8 protein-coding genes are annotated in these 21,031 nt (G+C 44.5%); 3 read left to right on the top strand and 5 right to left on the bottom strand.

Features of this window, described 5'->3' with window-relative positions; translation table 11 throughout:
- Positions 1–25: 25 nt before the first annotated feature.
- Positions 26–1,099 carry a low specificity L-threonine aldolase gene (locus tag NDI34_RS07575; protein WP_348232314.1) on the bottom strand — a complete coding sequence of 358 codons (1,074 nt, stop codon included), beginning with the start codon at positions 1,097–1,099 and terminating at the stop codon, positions 26–28.
- Between the two features lie 79 nt (positions 1,100–1,178).
- Complete coding sequence (locus NDI34_RS07570; protein ID WP_348232313.1) at positions 1,179–3,182, bottom strand: ATP-binding protein; 2,004 nt, start codon at positions 3,180–3,182, stop codon at positions 1,179–1,181.
- 266 nt (positions 3,183–3,448) lie between these two features.
- Between NDI34_RS07570 and treZ the strand changes: the two genes are divergently transcribed.
- The 3 genes from treZ to NDI34_RS07555 all read left to right on the top strand — a co-directional run bounded on the left by treZ (position 3,449) and on the right by NDI34_RS07555 (position 9,842).
- On the top strand, positions 3,449–5,275 hold the full coding sequence (gene treZ, locus NDI34_RS07565) for a malto-oligosyltrehalose trehalohydrolase (protein WP_348232312.1): 1,827 nt from the start codon (positions 3,449–3,451) through the stop codon (positions 5,273–5,275).
- Positions 5,276–5,419: 144 nt separating this feature from the next.
- Complete coding sequence (treY, locus tag NDI34_RS07560; protein WP_348232311.1) at positions 5,420–8,218, top strand: malto-oligosyltrehalose synthase; 2,799 nt, start codon at positions 5,420–5,422, stop codon at positions 8,216–8,218.
- Between the two features lie 100 nt (positions 8,219–8,318).
- On the top strand, positions 8,319–9,842 hold the full coding sequence (locus tag NDI34_RS07555; RefSeq protein ID WP_348232327.1) for a trehalase family glycosidase: 1,524 nt from the start codon (positions 8,319–8,321) through the stop codon (positions 9,840–9,842).
- Between the two features lie 111 nt (positions 9,843–9,953).
- Here the strand turns inward: NDI34_RS07555 and NDI34_RS07550 are convergent, their stop codons facing one another.
- The 3 genes from NDI34_RS07550 to NDI34_RS07540 form a co-directional block, all read right to left on the bottom strand.
- The gene (locus tag NDI34_RS07550; protein ID WP_190438964.1) at positions 9,954–11,882 is read right to left on the bottom strand and encodes an alpha-amylase family glycosyl hydrolase; all 1,929 of its coding nucleotides are present in this window, start codon (positions 11,880–11,882) and stop codon (positions 9,954–9,956) included.
- Between the two features lie 586 nt (positions 11,883–12,468).
- Positions 12,469–14,328 carry an EAL domain-containing protein gene (locus tag NDI34_RS07545; protein WP_348232310.1) on the bottom strand — a complete coding sequence of 620 codons (1,860 nt, stop codon included), beginning with the start codon at positions 14,326–14,328 and terminating at the stop codon, positions 12,469–12,471.
- A complete protein-coding gene (locus NDI34_RS07540; protein WP_348232309.1) occupies positions 14,328–20,789 on the bottom strand; it encodes a PAS domain-containing protein in 6,462 nt (2,153 codons plus the stop codon). The genes NDI34_RS07545 and NDI34_RS07540 overlap by 1 nt, the downstream gene beginning before the upstream one ends.
- Between the last annotated feature and the right edge of the window lie 242 nt (positions 20,790–21,031).

Raw genomic sequence — 21,031 nt, 5'->3', positions numbered from 1 at the left:
ACTAGGGAAAGAAACTTTGCCATCTCTACTGAAAATTGAAGGTGGAAACTAGAGGTGAAGAAACCACGTTACAGTGTGCCCGTGCCGCCTCGATAAAGGCAGTAACATCCTCTTCTTTAGTATTGAAAGCCGTTACTAATCGCACGGTTGATGAATATTCCCCCTCCCAGCGATAAAATTGGAAACCCTCGGCAAGAAGCCCCTGGATAACTTCCTCTGGTAACTGAATAAAAATTTCATTTACTGCAACTAAGTAGCACAGTTGCATTCTTGGTAGCGCTGTTAGCCCATGCGCTAATTTCTTAGCCATCTGGTTGGCATGGGCAGCATTTTTCAGCCACAAATCATCTTTAATGTAAGCTTCCAACTGGGCAGATAAAAACCGCATCTTTGAAAATAGATGTCCGCTGCGCTTGCGACGATAGGCGAAAGTTTTTGCCAAATCTTGGTTGAAAAAGATGACGGCTTCTGCTGCCATTGCACCATTTTTAGTTGCTCCAAACGATAGCACATCAACCCCAGCCCGCCATGTGATATCCGCTGGAGAACAACCCAAGCTAGCAACCGCATTCGCAAAACGGGCACCATCCATGTGTAAACCCAAATTGTGGGTATGGGCAATTTCGGCAATCTGGGAAATTTCCTCTGGCTGATAGATAGTTCCAGCTTCCGTTGCCTGAGTCAAGCTTACAGCAGCAGGCTGTACGTGATGGACGACGCCAGCGCCCGCTTTTGCCAGCACAGCAGCCAAGTCAGCGGCGCGAATCTTGCCATCTGCGCCATCCAGTGTCACTAGCTTTGCGCCGCCGGTATAAAATTCAGGTGCCCCGCATTCATCCAGATTGATATGAGATTGGCGATGGCAGTAAATCGCCCCAAACGGGGGTGCAATAACAGATAGGGCAAGGGCATTGGCAGCAGAACCCGTGGCGACGGGGAAAACAGTCACATCTGTCTCAAATAATTCCTTGAACCGGGCTGACAAGCGCTGGGTATATTCATCATCACCATAAGGCATGGTGGTACCCTGATTAGCGGCAGCGATCGCTGCCATAATTTCCGGCGAAATCCCGGTGACATTGTCGCTACAAAAGTTCATCTGTTCGTCTCGCGTTTCTCAATACTCAACTCTATGCTAATCGCCTCTGCCGACATAGATCCTCGACTTCTGGAATCATTTAGAGTTGCGATATCTTGTTCTGCGAAATCGGAATCTTAATGACGAACTCTGCCCCCTCTCTGGGTGCAGAAATACACTCCATACTGCCACTATGTTTTTCTACTACAATCTGATAACTAATCGATAGCCCTAAGCCGGTGCCTTTCCCGACTGGTTTCGTTGTGAAAAAGGCATCGAATAGATGAGAACGGACTTCTTCTGTCATGCCTGGGCCGTTGTCGGCAATGCGAATCACCGCTAGCTTTTCGTCTTCAACAGCGGTGCTAATTTTAATACTGGGTAAAAGACAAAATATTTCCTCCTTAGCGACTGACTCTTCTAGTGCATCAATCGCGTTACTCAGCAGATTCATAAACACCTGATTCATCTGTCCCGCGTAGCATTCAACTAATGGCAAATCGCCATATTCTTTGCTCACGGTAATCGTGGGACCGCCAGCGATCGCTTTCAGTCGATACTGCAAAATTAGCAAGGTGCTATCAATGCCTTCGTGAATATCAACCGGCTTCATTTCCGCTTGATCGACGCGAGAAAACGAACGTAAGGACTGAACAATTTCCCGAATTCTCTCAATTCCTAAGTGCATTGATTTTAGTAATTTTGGCAAATCTTCAATAATAAAATCAAGGTCACTTGCTTCAATTTCTTGGTCAATTTCAGGTGTAGGGGGGTATTGTTGTTGGTAAAGGTGTAACAAATAGAGCAAACTATTCGCATAGTCACAGGCATAATTGATATTGCCGTGAATAAAGTTAATTGGATTATTAATTTCGTGAGCAACTCCAGCCACTAATTGACCAAGGCTAGAGATTTTTTCAGTTTGAATCAGTTGAGCTTGAGTTTTCTGGAGGTTAAGCAGAGTAATTTTTAGCTCTTGAGATTTTTCTCGATAGCGATTTTCACTTTGCTTGCGCTCAGAAACTTCAAGCAATAACAGATCGTTTGTCTGTCTAATTTCTGCTGTTCGTTCCTCAACTCTCCTTTCAAGCTCAACATTGGAGCGGTGCAACTCCTCTTCTACTTGCTGACGCTCAGCGATTTGTTTTTGCAGCTCAAGATTAATCAGTTCTAACTGCTTGGTTTTATCTAATAATATTTTTTGTGTGGCTTCTAATTTGTCAACGGTTAGGGCTTCTTCGCGAAGAGTATGAATGTAGTCCGAACTCAAGCCAATAAATGGGACGAGGTAAGCAATAATTTTGAGAAAATGGGCAATATTAAAATGGTTGTCGAATAATGCAGTTGACCCAAAAGCTATGTGGAGTTGAACGGCAATTTGGGGAATCACGCTAATCGCTAGCGCTAAAGAAAAATGGCTAGGATAAGCATCATAAAAGCGAGGAAAAACAAAAATACCTGCAAAGATAAACAATAAGAGGGGCGGGACATCCCAAGGACGAGTAACAAGCGCGTTCGGGAAAATAGTTGCCGGTATGGCACTATGGGTACAGAAATAGACAATTGTATAAGAAGCAACAGCAAAAGATACACTAGCGATCGCAACAAAACCCGCGCCTCCCTTCCACTTTCCTGGTTTCGTCGCCAGAAAAATTCCCGCGCCTCCCAGCAGAATCAAAGCATTAAAAAGTCGGCAGACTGCCCAAGTCAAAGGAATTAGGTTTTGGCTATCTGCTATCCCCTGGCTCAATCGGTCGGCGGCTAAAGCATGAAAGGTGTCCATGCACCCCGCGCAAAACATTGCCACGCCAATTATAAGCGTGACAGCATCGCGCTTCAGGCTGAAGTGAATCAAAGACAAAATAACAATGGACAGAGCAATACAGAACGCACTCCACTCCAGAATGGTGTGCAGAAAGCTTCCGGAAAGCGTGTACTGCATCGCTTCGACAAATGCGCGGGGAGACATTCCCACAGCAGCTGGCACCTCGAAGGGATGCTTCGGTGAGGCAAAATCCACTCCCAACAAATTCAGCAAGCTAGGCAGCACACAGATCGCTACCACTACCCAAATCAATTGAAAAGGAATCCTCATTGTTTCCATAGCATTTTTCCCAATCCCCCTATTTCAAGATGCCACTAAAGCTTAGCCACAAGTACAGAGGCAGTCATTTCTGACTCTACTAGCGTGGCTTTTAGCCTTCTGCCATTGCCAGAGGTCAGTAAGCTGATATGCGCGATCGCTAATTGAGTAAATAAAAATACACCTTATGGCAGTTCTACGTAACTAAACGTAACTATATTCTGGGATACGTTAACGCGACTTCGCCATTAGGCAAAAAATACTCTTAACAGCGAGGCTAATTAAAGGTGAGAATTGGCGCTTGTTACTTGGGCAACGGGAATTGTGAATTTACCGTTTGGGCACCCACTCTTCATACAGTAGCCGTACAAATTGTTTCTCCTGAAGAACGCCTTCTCACAATGCAACAGGATGAAGAAGGTTACTGGAAAGTTAAAGCTTCAGGCATTGAACCAGGAACGCTTTACTACTACAAACTCGAAGGAACAACTGATAGACCAGACCCAGCTTCAAAATACCAACCGAAGGGGGTACACGCCCCTTCTCAAGTCATCGATCCTAGCACTTTTGCCTGGAATGATACTAATTGGTCTGGCATTCCCTTAGATGAAACTATTATCTATGAATTACACGTTGGCACCTTCACTCCAGAAGGCACCTTTGAGGCAATAATTCCCCGACTTGCTGAATTAAGTGAGTTAGGGATTAATGCCATTGAAATCATGCCAGTTGCTCAATTTCCCGGTGAAAGAAACTGGGGATATGATGGGGTGTTTCCCTTTGCCGTGCAGAATTCCTATGGTGGCCCTGAAGGATTAAAAAAACTCGTTGATGCTTGTCACCAACACGGTATCTCAGTCATTCTCGATGTCGTTTACAATCACCTAGGTCCTGAAGGAAATTATTTCCGAGATTTTGCTCCCTACTTCACTACCAAATATCGCGGTGATTGGGGAGAGGCGATGAATTTTGATGACAAATACAGCGATGGCGTCCGTAATTTTTGTTTAGAAAACGCTCTTTACTGGCTCCAAGAATATCACATAGACGGTCTAAGATTAGATGCCATTCAGGGCATTTTTGAGATGGGTGCTAGACCCTTATTACAGGAAATGGCAGACCAAGTTGCTAATTTTTCCCAGCAACAAGGTAGAAAATTTTATCTGATAGCCGAAAGCGACTTGAACGATGTCCGAGTCATTCGACCCAAAGAAGTGGGCGGCTATGGAATAGATGCACAGTGGAATGACGATTTTCACCACGCATTGCATACCTTACTCACCGGAGAGAACGATAGGTATTACGAGGATTTTGGAAAGGTTGAACAACTCGAAAAATCTTTCAAAGAAGGCTTTATTTACTCCGGACAATACGCTTCTCATAGAAAGCGCCGTCATGGTAGTTCTTCCAAAGACGAACCAGGATATCGATTTATTGTTTTTACCCAGACTCACGACCAAATTGGTAATCGTGTCCTTGCAGAAAGGTTATCTCAGCTTGTTTCCTTAGAAGGTCTGAAAGTAGCTGCGGCTGCTATTTTTCTATCTCCCTTTGTTCCCTTCCTTTTCATGGGTGAAGAATATGGTGAAGAAGCTCCTTTCTTTTACTTTATAAGTCATTCAGATGAGGATTTGATTGAAGCAATTCGCAAGAGTAAAGAAGAAGAATTTAAAGTATTTGTGGGGCGAGGCAAAATGCAAGATCCCCAAAGCCCTGAAACCTTCCAGAGGTGTCAGCTTAACTGGGAAAAACGAAAAGAAGGAAAACACAAAGCTCTTTGGGAATTTTATCAACAACTTATACATCTACGCCGAACAATTCCTGCTTTGAAGAAACCAGACAAAAACACCCTAGAAGCGTCCAGCATTGAAGCCGATAAAATCTTATTCCTTCGGCGTTGGAGTGAAGCTAGTCAGATATACTCCATTATGAACTTCAATCAAAAAGAGGTCACTTTTACAGCTAATCTACCAAGTGGCAACTGGCAAAAGATTTTAGACTCTTCCGATACTCAGTGGATGGGTTCTGGTTCCACTTTACCGGAAAAACTCACGCCAAACCAAGAATTGACCATCAAACCACAGAGTATTGTTCTCTACGAGATAGCAGGATAATAGACGAGGCAGAGCCTTCCAATCCTAATTATCAAACTGATGATAACGAGACGATTGAGGCTTTGCTTCGCCAGTCGTCACTGTAGAGCAAGCACTGTTCACCTGACAAAATTAGAAAAATCATTGAGGAATTAAAATTACATCATGCGGATTCCAGCAGCTACTTACCGAATTCAATTTAATGCAGATTTCCCCTTTGATTCAGCCAAGAAAATTATTGCTTATCTCGCTGAATTAGGAATTTCCGATCTTTACGCTTCGCCCATTTTTAAAGCAAGAGAAGGTAGCACTCATGGCTACGATGTTGTTGATCCCACACAACTGAATCCCGAACTAGGAACACCGGAAAATTTTGAAGCATTGGTGAATGAAATCAAGAATTACGATATGGGATGGGTACAGGATATTGTTCCCAACCACATGGCTTATGATAGCCAAAATCAGTTCTTGATGGACATCCTCGAAAACGGACCAAATTCCGAGTATTTCGATTACTTCGATATTGACTGGAATCATCCTTATGAAAACCTGAGAGAGCGCGTTCTTGCCCCAATGTTGGGTAATTTTTATGGAGATTGTTTGGAAAATGCCGAAATTCAACTCCAGTACGATCAAAGCGGGCTGAGTGTTAACTACTTTAGCTTAAAACTTCCTGTAAAAATAGAATCTTATGCCCCGTTTATTACTCATAACTTAGGAAAACTAGCTAAATCTCTGGGAAGAAATCATCCAGATTTTGTTAAATTACTAGGGATTCTTTACCTGCTTAAAAACACGCTAGTAGAACCAAAAGGTAAAGAACGATATGACCAGATAGCCTTTGTAAAAGGACTTTTGGGGGAACTTTATACCCAAAATCCTGAGGTTCAGGAGTTTATCGATAGCAACATAGAGTTTTTTAATGGGGAGAAGGGCAATCCAGAAAGTTTTAATTCTCTTGATAGGTTGCTTTCAGAACAGTTCTATCGCCTTTCGTTTTGGAAAGTGGGTGCTGAAGAACTGAATTATAGAAGATTTTTCACCGTCAACGAATTAATTTCTGTCAAAGTCGAAGAAATCAAGGTTTTTCATAAAACTCATAATTTTATAAGTCAGTTGGTTGAGTCTGGAACAATCACAGGACTCCGAATCGACCATATTGACGGACTCTACGATCCAAGTGAATATTTGCAACGGCTGAGAAACAAAGCTGGAGATGTCTATATTACGGTTGAAAAAATTCTGGAACATAAAGAAGATTTACCTGCTTACTGGCCTATAGAGGGAACCAGCGGCTATGACTTCTTAAACTATGTTAACGGTATTTTCTGCCGAACTGAGAGCGAGGAACGGTTTACTGAGATTTACTCTAGACTGACAGGTTTAAATACCCCCTACGAGCAGCTTTTTATGGATAAAAAAAGGCTGATTGTAGAGAAAAATATGGCGGGAGATGTAGATAATTTAGCCCATCTTTTGAAACGAGTATCGGGGCATTCTAGAGTAGGAATCGATTTTACTCAGCATGGTCTGCAAAGAGCATTGGCTGAGATTCTGATACTGTTTCCCGTTTATCGAACTTATATCAATCAAGAGGGATTAAGAGAATCGGATCGCTTCTATGTGAAGGAAGTCATTGAAAAAGCTAGAGAGCAAGTGCCGTTGCTTTTAAAGGAACTGAACTACATTGAAAAACTCTTGTTGCTAGAAGAGGAGGACTCTTTAAAGGCAGAACAAAGAGAAGTACAGCGTCACTTCGTGATGAGACTTCAGCAGTTGACTGGCCCATTGATGGCGAAAGGAATTGAGGATACGCTTTTATATGTTTACAACCGACTTTTATCACTGAATGAAGTGGGTGGAAATCCGAGCCAATTTGGGGTTAGCGTTGCAGATTTTCACGAGTTCAACCAAAAGCAGCATGAGCGTTGGCCTCATAAAATGAATGCCACGGCAACCCATGATACCAAGCGTGGGGAAGATGTCAGAGCTAGAATAAATGTGCTTTCAGAAATTCCCGATGAGTGGGAAGAACAGGTAAAAACTTGGAGTAAAATTAACGACTCTAAAAAACGCCGCATGAAGGGTCGGGTTTTTCCTCAAAAGAATGATGAATATTTCTTTTACCAAACGCTGGTTGGTGCTTTTCCGTTTACTGAAAGTGAGCGATCGCACTTTGTAGAGCGCGTGAAAGAATATGTAGTGAAAGCGGTTCGAGAGGCTAAGGTTCACACCGCTTGGCTCAGACCGGATACTGATTATGAAGATGGCTTTGTTGCTTTTATCGAAGAAGTCCTGAAGCCTTCCACAGATAATCAATTTCTCCAGGAGTTTCTGCCCTTCCAACAATCGATAGCTTACTACGGAATTTTCAATTCTCTCTCTCAAACTTTGCTAAAAATTACCGCTTCTGGCGTACCTGATTTTTATCAAGGAACGGAGTTATGGGAGCTGAGTTTAGTAGACCCAGATAATCGGCGTCCAGTGGACTTTGAGCAGCGGCTAGCATTCCTTAAAGAGATTAAAGAGAAAGCTAAGGCAGATGTTCTGAAGCTGATCGATGAGCTATTTACGAGTAACGAGGATGGAAGAATTAAGCTTTTCTTGATAGCTAGGGTTTTAGAGGCAAGAAAACAAAATTTGGCAGTTTTCCAAAAAGGAGATTATGTACCGCTAGAAGTGAATGGAAAGTTTCAGGATCGGATTGTTGCTTTTGCCAGAAGTTATGAAAATCGGGTGGCAATTACAATTGTCCCGCGATTGCTGACGAACGTTGTCCAAGAAGGAGAATATCCTTTGGGCGAAGTATGGGGTGACACCCGGTTGAAGCTACCGCAGGGAATGCCATCTGCAATGAAAGATGCAATTACTTCTCAGTCCCTGATCGCGAATGGTACGGTGTTGATTGCGGACGCCTTAAAACACTTTCCGGTCGCTTTATTAATTAGCGAAAGCGATCGCTAATATCGATTCCCCTTTGTCATACTGGACATCAGATACTGTTGCCCCCCATCGAGCGGGGGGCAACAGACAGATTTATTACAAATACTAAGGAAAAATCGTGATTAATCAATCATTACCTCAAACCGAATTGTTTCCCTCCCTAGAACAAATTCAGGCAGTAAAAGCCTACATTAAAAAAACTTGGAAAACCCTCTATCGCTCTCACGAGCATATTTTGGATGCTGCCCGCGACCCGAAAATTGGTCATATTCCCGGTAAAGGTTGGCCTATCTATGTCTCGCAATCAGAAGATCGAGCGCTCATTGAGGCATCTTTGCGGGAAGTTTTGAGCAACGAAGAATTTAATCAAATTGAAATTCGCACGTTACCGGCAGAAGTTGATCAAATTGAAGATCACGGGTTGCTCTATTTACCTCATGCCTATGTGGTTCCGGGCGGTCGTTTTAATGAGATGTACGGCTGGGATAGCTATTTTATCCAGTTAGGATTGTTGCGAGATGGAGAAATAGAATTAGCCAAAAGCTTGGTGGAACAGCTAATTTATGAAATTGAGCATTACGGCACGATTTTGAATGCCAATCGTACCTATATGCTGACGCGATCGCAACCTCCCGTCCTTACGCCGATGATTTTGGCTCTCTTCCAGCACACGCAGGATCGGGACTGGCTGCAATCAGTACTGCCAACCGTTGAACGTTTTTACTACTATTGGACATTACCCCCCCACCTGAATCAAGCAACCGGACTTTCGCGCTATTTTGCATTAGGTGAAGGTCCAGCGCCGGAAGTGTTAATTTCCGAGCGGGATGAAGAAGGGAGAACTCATTATGATCGGGTACGGGAATATTATCGGACGTTTGCAGTTGAAGCTTACGATGTCAACTTGTATTATGACCGCCAGAGCGATCGCTTAACTGATTTATTTTACAAAGGCGATCGTTCCATGCGAGAATCTGGGTTTGACATCAGCAACCGTTTTGGCCCATTTAGTGTAGATATTATTCACTATGCGCCTGTTTGCTTGAATGTTTTGCTTTATAAAACAGAGCAAGATACCGCCCAGATAAACGATATTTTGGGATATGAAGAAATTGCTCATCAGTGGCGCGATCGCGCTCGCAACCGCCACAAATTAATTGACCGATTTCTTTGGGATGAAGAAGCTGGACTTTACTTTGATTACAACTTCCATACTGGCAAGCGTCGCCCCTATGAATTTGCTACCACATTTTATCCTTTGTGGGCTGGAATTGCATCTGAAGAACAAGCCAAAAGAGTGGTTGAAAATTTACCCGAATTTGAGGCACCGGGAGGATTACTCACCAGCACTCACGTAACCGGAAATCAATGGGATGCTCCCTTTGGTTGGGCACCTTTACAATTAATTGCAGTTCAAGGACTTCATCGCTATGGTTATCACCAAGACGCCGATCGTTTAGCGAAAAAGTTTATATCTCTGCTAGCGCAAGAGTTTGAAAAATACGGAACGCTGGTAGAAAAATATGACGTTTGTAATTGCTCCGCCAATGTTTCCCATGAAATTCTCTTTGGCTACAGTTCCAACGAAATTGGCTTTGGCTGGACAAACGGAGTCTTCCTCGAACTGTTAGCAACCTTAGAATAACTGAAAATTTATAACGCAGAGTTAGTAAAAGGAAATCACCAAGGTACACAAAGTTAAATATTCCTTCGCGTACCTTTGGGATTTCCTTAGCGTACCTTTGCGTTTAAATACTTAAGATTCCCGTCCTGTTGCCCATCTATCGCGCCATTTTACTGTCCCTTCCGTGGCAATAACCCAGCGGCGACCGACAGTATTTTCGCGCAAGGGTGCCTGACCTTCACGCCACAGTGCATACTTGTAAGTAATTAACTTTCCAGCACTTTCATCAAAGGGAATTTCCCCAAACCAAGTATTAGTATTGATGAATTCTAGCGGATACGCCTTAGAGATATCCCAATTGCCTAACTCCGGACAATCTCCGATTACCACAACAGTTTCACCCGGCTGTGTCTGCACTCCATTAAGTTGTACCCGCACAATCGTTTGCCCCTTGATGCGTTCCCCAACATGACTGATGACAATTACATCCCGCGCGTCTAGTTCCAAGTCTTGCAACTTTCCGTCTGTAACTTCAAACTTGCGCCGCATTAAAATATCGGTATGTTCGCCGTCTGGTAACTCCGTATCAATTGCTTCCAACTTGACAGCTTCCCCTCGATTCATCGCTACAAACAAAACAGAATCGCGGTAACGACGTACATAACAATAAACATCAGGCGTTAGATATTTTTGCCACTGACTCCCCATCGATACAGCTGGATTTAATCGCCGCAAACCTGATAGCAACCGGATATCTCGATAGAGGCGTGACTCGGTGTCCCAATTTTCCATCATCGGACGGTTGTAAGGATCGTTCCCGTCGTTGGTATCGTCGTGGAGATACTGTTCTGTACCGTAGTAGATACAGGGAATCCCACGGGAGGTCATAATCACAGCGATCGCTACCCGCAGCATCTCTGGATCGGGATTCAATGACTGGAAGCGGGGCATATCGTGATTATCAATAAATGTAATCAACTCCGTCGCCCCGCAGTAACGATGATCCAGATCCAGAACATCTTGAATCAGGTGAAATCCTCCTTCAGCACCCTGCGCCAAAGCCGCTCGGATTGCCAAACAAAAACCAAAATCTAGCATTGTCATGCCAGATTCATTGGCGAATTCTACCGAAAGGTCGCTTCGAGGGTCGCTAAAAATCCACTCGCCAAAGATAAAAACATCTGGTTTGTGAGTGGTAATATCCGCGTTAAATTCTTGCCAAAACCAGATCGGCATATGCTTTACAGTATCAACCCGTAAAGCATCAACTCCCCGGTCTAGCCATTGTTTAATGGCTGATTTAATGTAGTTTCGGTACTCGACGTTATTTTCGTTAAAAGTTGCTAAACCAGACAATTCACAATTTTGCACCTGCCACTCATCTTCCCAATTGGTAACTTCACCATAGTGGTGATACCAGTTATCTTTATCGTCATTAAAATCAGCAATTTTTACTCCATCGTCGTAGAGTTCTCCCTTCTTCCCGCTGAAATCTGGATTGCTGTGATTACACACAATATCCAACACCAGTTTCATCTTGCGTTTGTGTAACTCAGCAACTAATCTGTCAAAAACTGTATCTTTTGTATCTTGAGTTTTATTGAGCGAAGGTTCTTCATCCTTGCCAATAAAGCGAGGATTAATCCGTTTAAAATCCTTCGTCCAATAGCCATGAATTGCAGCTTGCTCAACAAATAATGCTTCCACTTGCTCAAACAGGGGGGTAAGCCAAACTGCGGTAACTCCTAAGTCCTTTAAGTAATCTAGTTTTTCAATAATTCCCTGTAAATCTCCACCCCAATATTTACCCCAATCTTTTCGCTCTGGATCGTAAAGTTCTGGGTTTGGCCCTTCGCTGTTGTCAGGATCGCCGTCATAGAAACGATCTACAACAATGAAGTAAATGGTTTCCTGGCGAAATTCAATATCTCTGGTGTATAGAAACTCTAAATCAATATCACTTTCTGGTTTAGCTTCGATAACCAAAGACTCGATTTCTGCTTCTGAATTAGTAACTTCGTATTGAGATGACGAAGCTTGAGATGGAGGAGTTGATACCATAAAGTTTAGTGCGGCTAGTGTTGATAGAGGTGCGATTTTGGAAAGGTCTGTGCTGTCCGGCTAAGGAGTTCAAGCCTTCAGACTAACTTTTTATAAATCTAACGAATTGTTTCCTTTTTTGTATATATATCCGGAGATAGTAGACTAATGTGACAAAGCCGTGATAAATGAAATAATTTTGTGGAAATTTTTAAAGCAACGAAATCTGCGGTTGGTTTGAAGGATTAGGTCTTACCCAACCGAACAGGGTGTTGGATTGAAGGAAGAAAGCCAACCTACAAAATACTTTACCCTCTTTTAAAGGCTACCGTGGACACACAAGTCTTCTTGAACTTGCAAGCGTCGTTTTATTCTCATAACCTCCCTTAAACAAGGGGAAAATCAAGTTAAAATCTCCCAATTTATTGGGGGGATGCCAGGGAAATCAATCAACGTTTGGCAACTTAACTAAAGACGTGCGAACACCATATCTTTTAGCCGAAGGAGAAATACAAGCAGATGTACACTCCCCCGATTCAATTAATTTTGTATGCTCCGCAGATTAAATTTAATTTTTAAAATAAAAAGAAATTTTCCTAGAGAATTGTTACCACTGAGGATCTGCTTCAATTAGTTCTGAAGCTAATTTACTTTCTACAGGTTTGGAAAACAAATATCCTTGACCAAAATCACAATTGAGCGCTCTTAGTTGGGCTAATTGACCGGAAGTTTCTATTCCTTCAGCAATCACATTTATCCCCATCGTATGAGCCATTCTCATAATTGCGGGAACCAGCCCTATATTTTCTTGACTACTTTCCATACGGTTAACGAAAGATTTGTCAATTTTTAGGGTATTAATTGGAAAGCAGTGCAAGTAACTTAAAGAAGAATAACCTGTTCCAAAGTCATCAAGGCTTAACTGAATTTGACGCTTCTTGAGTTCCTGAATAATTGCCATTGCTGATTGGCTATTATTTATAAGGACACTTTCTGTGATTTCTAGTTTTAAGCTTTGTGGACTTAGTTGAGTTTTTTTAAAAATTTCGTCTATTTGCTCAATTAAGTTTGATTGGGAAAACTGCCGACCTGAAAGATTCACGCTAATTGTTAGAGGTTCTTGCGTTAGTTTTTGTTGTTGCCAAATCTTTAATTGCTGGCAAGCTTCCCGCATCACCCAAGTATCAATCTGAGTAATCAAACCCGTTTCTTCTGCAATTGGAATGAAGTCCAATGGAGAAATAAATCCCCGATGGGGATGATTCCAGCGCACTAGGGCTTCAAATCCAGCAAGTTTGCCAGTATTCAGTGTAACAATCGGCTGATAATAAACTTGAAATTCTTGTTGATTTATAGCCTTTCGCAGGTCGGTTTCTAGCTGTAAAAGCTGGATAGCTTCCTGGTGCATGGCTGGATCGAAAACGTGATACCGAGCTTTGCCACATGTCTTTGCATGGTACATAGCGGTATCTGCATCCCGCAACAAATATTCAGGTTGTTCATAGTTATTGTTTCCCAAAGCGATGCCAATACTGGCGCTCATGAATACTTCATGCCTGGATAGTTGAAAAGGATACATGAGTTCTTGAAGAATCCGATCGGCAACTACGGTAGCAGTGCAGGCATCATTAATTTGTTCAACGATGATTGCAAATTCATCCCCTCCTAATCGTGTTAGCGTATTGATGATGCTCAGACAGGGTTCGAGTCGGCGGGCGAGAGCCTTTTGGACACGCTTGGCAAATGCAATCAGCAGTTCGTCTCCTACCAGATGACCAAGAGAATCGTTGACGACTTTAAAGCGATCGCAATCGAGAAATAACACCGCAAACTGATAATCTGCCTCTTGCTTAGTCCGGCTGAGTGCGTTTTCGAGACGCTCCATGAAGACAGCCCGGTTGGGCAAGCCAGTTAACGGATCGTGCAACGCCATATCTAGCAGTTGGCTCTGGATTCGCTTGCGCTCAAGAATTTCTTCATTGAGTTCTTGATTCGTCCTTTCTAACTGACTGGTACGCTCCTTGACCCGATTTTCAAGCTCTGCGTTCAGTTCCAGAACTTTTACTTGTGCTTCTCTCAGAGCCAGTTGATTCTTGACGCGGACTAACACTTCTTCTACCTGAAACGGCTTGCTGATGTAATCGATTCCGCCAACCGTAAAAGCTTTTACCTTGTCAATCGCCTCATCGAGAGCGCTTAAAAAAATTACAGGAATCTCGCGGGTTTGCTCGTTAGCTTTCAGTTTTTCGCAGACCTCATAGCCATTCATTTGAGGCATATTGATGTCGAGCAAAATCAAATCGGGCGGTTTTGCCTGACACGCTTTTAGAGCAGTTTGTCCGTTCGTTACGCTGCGAACTTTATAGCCCTGATGACTTAACAAATCGGATAACAGCCGCAGATTGTTTGGCGTATCGTCAACAAGTAGAATATTTCCGTTTAGTGGAAATACGCGATCGCTATTCATTAGATAATTTGTTCGATTAAATCAGTGATCTGTTCAAACTGAAAGTTGTTGACACAATCCACCAGAGCATTGAATATTGGAGCCTTTGACTCCGCGATTTGCTCGGCGAGGCTCAAAATCAACTCCGCATCTGCCTCAATAGCGGCTTGATAGAGAGCTGCAATCCACTCAACAGGCATCTCTTGAAAGAACGAAGGACTTAGGAGAAACGATGAATTGGGTGCTGAAGTTTCCGTAGTCCCCCTAGGTCGAGGGAGGAAGCAACTTTCGCCTTCTAATGACTCTTCATAAAGATAACGTACCCCTAAATGTTGAGCCATTTTTTCAAAGATAATTTCATTCCGGAAAGGTTTGCCGATGAAATCATCGCAGCCTGTTGACAAAATCAGGTTTCGCTGATCTTCAAAGGCACTGGCGGTTATCGCAATAATGACTACCGCCTGACCATTCACATCCGCTTTAATGCGTCGGGTGGCTTCATACCCGTCCATCACTGGCATCCGCATATCCATCCAGATCAGGTGCGGCTGCCAAGTCTTCCACAGGGCAAATGCTTCTAGACCATTTTCGGCTTCACGCACTTCAAATCCAACATCTGTCAGGAGTTTGACTAACAGGATGCGATTTTCCAGGCGATCTTCCACCACTAGGATGCGATATTGAAGTTGGTTCGGGACTAAACCAATCACCCTGGGTTGCGGCTGTGTCGTTTGAATATCAGTCGCTTCAGCTTGACGAATCTGGATATCAAATGAAAATCGCGTTCCCCGATCTACTTGGCTGCTGACTGCAATATCTCCTCCCAGAAGTTGCACAAATTTGCGGCTAATTGGTAGGCCTAATCCAGTTCCTTGCTGAGATTGCCGACCTGTTTCTGTTTGGGAAAAAGCTTCAAATAGTTTGTCTACTTCTTGTGGGGAAATACCAGGGCCGGTATCTTCGACTTCAAACACCAAACGGTGATTGGGAATGGATAATGGGGAATGAGATTTCTGCGGATTATCGATTTGATGTCTAACTCGCAAGGTGACACCGCCGGATGAAGTAAATTTGATGGCATTTCCGAGGAGATTCATCAAGATTTGCCGCAATTTACTTTCATCTGTTTGCACGTATTGAGGAATATCTGGGGCATAGTCTAAGATAATCTGTAATCCCTTGGATTTCGCTTTTAATCGAAACATCTCTTCTAGGTTGTCCAAGAGGCGAATTAAGTCAAAGGAATTTTCATGAATAGTCGTTCTGCCTGCCTCAATCTTGGACATTTCTAGAATGTCGTTGATTAATTCCAAGAGATGTTCGCCACTTCGATTAATGATTCCCAGATATTCCTGATGAGTTTTGGATAAAGATGAGTCAAGGTTCATCACTTGGGTAAAGCCGAGGATGGCATTGAGTGGCGTTCTCAGTTCGTGGCTCATGTTGGCGAGAAATTGGCTCTTGGCGTGGTTGGCAACCTCGGCAGCTTCTTTCGCTCTGCGTAATTCTGCCTCAGCCTGAAAGCGATCGCTAATATCGATCATCAAACCATCCCAGAGAATATTCCCATCCGCTTGCTTTTCCGGTCGAGAATCCCCTTGAATCCATTTGATGTTCCCTTGCACAATAATTCGCCAGATGCCATGCCAATGTTTTAGCGTATTCGCTGAGACAGCGATCGATTCAATGACATTGGGTAAGTCATCTGGATGAACGACATCAAATATTAAAGATATATTCTGCTGAACCGCTTCTGGAGAAAGACCAAAGATTTCTTGGCAAACGGGACTGATATACGGAAAACTCATCATCCCATCCGGGCGCATCATAAATTGATAAATCATGCCCGGTATGTTTGTTGCCAAATTTTGATACCGACTGTTGCTCCGTTGCAATGCCTCCTCGACCCGTTTGCGCTCGATAATTTCAGTGGTGGCTTTTTCAAAGAGCGTGCATTGCTGGATAGCGATCGCCAATTGCACAGATAACTGTCTGAGACATTCGATTTCGGAGGAGTGCCACTCCCTTGCGCCTTCACAGTGCTGGGCAATCAGCAATCCCCACAAATTTTCTCCTTGCAAAATCGGAACCACCAAGTTCGCTTTCACCTCAAACTGGCTGAGTAAATCAATATGGCACTCATTTAGACCCGCGTTGTAAATATCCGCCATCGCTCGAATGCGACCTTGCTGGTAAAGGGGGACATAGGTTTCCACAAAGCAGCCGTCTTGAATATTGCTTCCGACAATTGGCGTCCAATCCTCGCCCACTGACTCGACAGCCACAACCCCGCTCCAGTCTAGATTAAAGTGGTAAATAATTGTCCGATCGGTTGCCAAAAATTGTCGGACTTCATCCACGGCTGTTTTCAAGACTGCCTCTAGGTTAAGAGAGGAGCGAATGCGTTCTTGGATAGTCCCCACCAACCGTTCCCGCAAAAATTGCTGTTGCAAGGCAATTTCCGCTTGTTTGCGATCGCTAATGTCCCGGCAGATGCAAACCCGAAATCCTTCTTCGGTATAAGTCAGAGAAATTTCTAGGAAAAAGGTGCTTCCATCCTGCTTTTTACCGATTGCTTCTCCACACCATTCTCCCTCTCGTAACAGAATCGGAACAACTTCTTGAGCCAAGCGATTAATTTCATCTGGGTAAAAAAGTTTGTGCCAAGTCTTACCCAAAAGGTCATTGATGTTGTCGTATCCAAAAATCTTGATATGAGCATCGTTCAGATAGATGTACTCATCCTCGGCATTGAGAATCGCCATACCATCCAATGCCGACTCTACCGCGACTAACTGCCGCCGCAGTTCGCTTTGAGCATTGACAAGCTCTTCTTGTGCCTGTTGACGAACTCTAATTTCTTGCTGTAGCTGTTGATTTTGGTAGTCGAGATAGGCACGCTGTTGTTTTTCCTGCTCTAAGAGGGAAGCTTGAGCGATCGCAATCCCGACTTGAGCCGCAACAGACTCTAATAGTTCAATCTCGTCTGCTGTCCACTGACGGATGCGATCGCACTGATGCAAGCCAATTGCTCCGTTCGGTTCTCCCTGGTAAGAAGTCCGCACTGCTAGCATCGACTTTAGACCGATCTGGCGGCAAAATGGCTCAGCCGCTTCTAAAAGAGGCTCAGCATAAACATCTGGTGAGGAGATGGCGACATCTTGCGCCAGCATTTTCTCTCCATGCGGATTGCCGACAACTGGAATCTCCAAAGAAAGCAGCGATGAATAACCAGGAGCCACAAACTCAGCGACTATAGGAATTCTGGGTTCGGGTCGGGCAACGTAGGTATGAATCAGGCAGCGGTCGATCCTGAGTAGCTGAGAAATTTGTTCGGCAGCGGTGGCAAAGATGTGCTGAGGTTCTAAACTAGAGCGGATTTCTTCGGCAATCTGCTTGAGCAGGACAGTCCGGCTAAATTGATTGGTCAGCGCTTCTACTGCCATTCGCTCCTCGGTGATATCCGCTTGAATCCCCACATAGTGAGTCAAGCACCCTAAAGCATCTCGCACCGGAGCAATAGAAAATTCATTCCAAAATAAGCTGCCGTCTTGGCGATAGTTCCGCAGCACAACGCGACACTCTCTTGCTTCGCGCAGTGCCAGCCGCAGCTCCTCAAGAGCGGGTTGGGTGGTGTCGGGTCCCTGTAAAAAGCGGCAATTTTTGCCCAGAGTTTCTGCTGCCGAGTAACCCGTGATGGACTCAAAAGCTGGATTGACGTAAATCACTGGCGTGTCGGGCAGTTGGGCATCGCTAATGACAATACCATTGCTAGAAGCGGCGATCGCTCGCTCCAGCAGTCGCAGCCGATCTTCTGAGTGCTTGCGATCGCTGATGTTTAAGGAATACCCAACGCACTCGATGGGATTACCCGCTTCGTCTTTGACCAATTTCATCTGATCGTAGAGCCAGCGATAAGTTCCGTCCTTGTGCAAAAAGCGGTATTCGTAGGCGTAATCTCCTGTAACAAACAGTCGCGGTAATTCAGCAAAGACGCGACTAGCATCTTCTGGATGGATGTGGCTTGCCCAAAAAGTTCCATCTTCGAGAAATTCTTGGGCTTCATAGCCTAAAACTGTCTTGATATTCTCACTGACAAAGGTGATGTCATAATTCCCCGATGCCTTGCAGCTATAAATAATTCCCGGACTAGAGGTGAGCAGATGTTGCAGGCGTTCGGTCGCCGAGCGCAGTGCCACCTCCGCTTGTTTACGAGCAGTGATTTCCATCACCACTCCCCCAACGCCAGAAAGCCGATTATCCTCGTCTGGTATGGGAAAGAAAGAAACCATCCAGTCTCGAACAATACCCGGTTGGCTCGGTACTTCACCGCTGATTTCTTGGTTGAGAATAGATTCGCCTGTTGCGAACATTCGCCGATAGAGAGGTTCCAGCTTAGGGGCGATATCGGGGATGACTTCACAGAGGCTCTTGCCAATCATGTCACCCGCGGGGAAACCATTCACCTCTGCCAGGAGTTCGTTGATTTGCACAAATCGCAGTTGCTCGTCCATGATGCTCAATCCGACAGGAGCCGAGCTGAAAAAGGCATTCAGGCGAGCTTCCCGCAAGGCGAGTTCTCGTTCTAAGGCAATGCGAACGACTTCGTCGCGCTTCGCTCCGCTAACGTCTTTATGCGTCCCCGTCATCCGCAGCGCCACACCAGAGCGATCGCGCTCCATCACCTTACCATGACACAAAATCCACTTCCATTCGCCTGATTTTGAGCGCATCCGCAATTCAATTTCGGAAACGGGTGTTTTACCTTCCCGATGCAAGGTTAAAGAGTCTATCGCCCGAGAGGTATCCTCTGGATGTACTAGCCGCTCCCAGGACTGGTAACTGTTCTCAATCTCCTCTGGCTCATACCCCAGCATCTTCTTCCATTGCCGGTCGAAATACATCTCTCCGGTCGTTAAATTCCAATCCCATATCCCTAAGGCACTCCCATCTAACGCCATTTGCAGCCGTTCTTCGCTGCTTCTGAGAGCGGCTTCGGCAAGTTTGCGCTCAATCAGCCAACCTAACTGAGCCGCTACCGCACTTACTAGCTCAAACAAATGCCGATCTTCTGCACTTTTGCCACGCTTAAAGAAAACTAACACTGCCAGCACTCGCTGATTGGCGAGAATTGGCACGCCCAAACCCGTTTTTAATCCAACTTTTGCGGCGATTTGCGATCGCACAAAGGTTTCCTGGGTGGCTTCGGAAACATCTTCGACCCATTCTGGTTGCTGCGATGACCAAACGCGCCCTGGCAGACCCACGTTGGCTCTAAATGTGACTGTTTCGCTATGGCGTCGGAATTCTTCAACCGAGCTATGTTGCAAAGCGACGACCGCATCGCGATCGCACCCGTACCAACCCGGACTATTTTTTAAAACTGTACCATCATCAGACGGAACCCAAGTTTCTCCCAAATCCCAGCCGATTGTCGTACAAATTAACCGCAGAATAATTGCTAAAGCAGTATCTACGTCAACAGAACGATTGATGGCTTGGGTTGCTTCCAGCAACAGACGAATTTCAACTTCTGCTTGCTTTCTTTCAGTAATATCGCTGGTCGTGCCGAGAATCTGCTTCACCTTGCCGTCAGCGGTTCTCGCAAACAGAGTATCCCGATTGAGCAGAGTCCGCCATTCTCCATTTCGATGCCTCATCCGGTACTCATTCTCAAAGATTTCGCTGTCAGAGGCGTCCTCGAATTGTTGGAAATATTCCGGCAGTCTAGCGAAATCGTCAGGATGCATCAGCTTCTGGAAATCTAACCCCGTTTCTTGAATTTCTTGGGGGGTATACCCTAAAGTAACGGCGATTTCACGATTAATATAAACATTGCGCTGCTCGCTCAGATCGTAGAGAAACAAAACATTGGGGCTTGCTTCGGCAATCCGTTGAATGAAATGCTGACTCTGGAGTAACTCCTGCTGTGTCTGTTTATGTTCGGCGATTTCAGATTCTAGATTATGCAGCGTTTTTAATAACTCGGCGGTGCGATCGCTGACCCGAATTTCTAACTCATCGTTGACACGGCGTAATGCTTCTTCTGCCTGCACCCGGATTGCAATCTCGTTCTGGAGTTCCTGGTTGAGAATCTCTAGTTGTTCGGGCGTTTCCAAAGCTAGGAATTGCGGCAGCAGCGTTACCAATTTTAGAGCCGTGTAGCACGAAATCAAGGCAGTCAGCGCTTTCTCAATTCCTGTCAGCCAGTAAACTGGATGCCAAAGCGTCCAGATTTCCATCAGGTGCCCGGTACCGCAGAGAATAGTAAAGGCTCCAAATAAGGCAAATATCCCTTGAAAGGGAATATCTTTCCGCTTGTGGATGAAGTAGATGAGCATCGCCGGAATTGAGAAATAGGCGATCGCAATCAACAAGTCAGAAACCAGGTGAAGCCATACCAGTTTCGTTTGCCAAAGGTAGCAGTGACCGTGAGGGATAAATTGTCTTGAAGAAAACAATTCTTTTAAAAGCTTCCACATATTACGATCTTTGGCTATAATTCGGAGTTATTCCCGATGCATAAAGATACGGTTAGATAAGCTTCCCAGCTTTAGCTTTTGCCGCGACCCCTCAAGCGCATTCGACTCAGAGTTGAAGCTCAAACTGATGGATAGCTGAGTCTTGGGTTTCCATAACAGCGAGTAATATGCAGAAGAATCTGCTAGAGATTGAGCAAGTTGAGTCAGTACAACACTTGATTCAAGATTGATTCCCCATCTTT

The organism is Trichocoleus sp. DQ-U1, assembly GCF_039961925.1.
GTDB lineage: Bacteria > Cyanobacteriota > Cyanobacteriia > Cyanobacteriales > FACHB-T130 > FACHB-T130.
The sequence above is the reverse complement of the archived record's forward strand: the minus strand, read 5'-3'. Positions and strand labels throughout refer to the sequence as shown.

What these genes read in the sequence shown, in the direction of transcription:
- NDI34_RS07575 (WP_348232314.1), bottom strand. Translation starts at nt 1,099, where the DNA reads ATGAACTTTTGTAGCGACAATGTCACCGGGATTTCGCCGGAAATTATG.
- NDI34_RS07540 (WP_348232309.1), bottom strand. Translation starts at nt 20,789, where the DNA reads ATGTGGAAGCTTTTAAAAGAATTGTTTTCTTCAAGACAATTTATCCCT.
- treY (WP_348232311.1), top strand. Translation starts at nt 5,420, where the DNA reads ATGCGGATTCCAGCAGCTACTTACCGAATTCAATTTAATGCAGATTTC.
- NDI34_RS07570 (WP_348232313.1), bottom strand. Translation starts at nt 3,182, where the DNA reads ATGGAAACAATGAGGATTCCTTTTCAATTGATTTGGGTAGTGGTAGCG.
- NDI34_RS07545 (WP_348232310.1), bottom strand. Translation starts at nt 14,328, where the DNA reads ATGAATAGCGATCGCGTATTTCCACTAAACGGAAATATTCTACTTGTT.
- NDI34_RS07550 (WP_190438964.1), bottom strand. Translation starts at nt 11,882, where the DNA reads ATGGTATCAACTCCTCCATCTCAAGCTTCGTCATCTCAATACGAAGTT.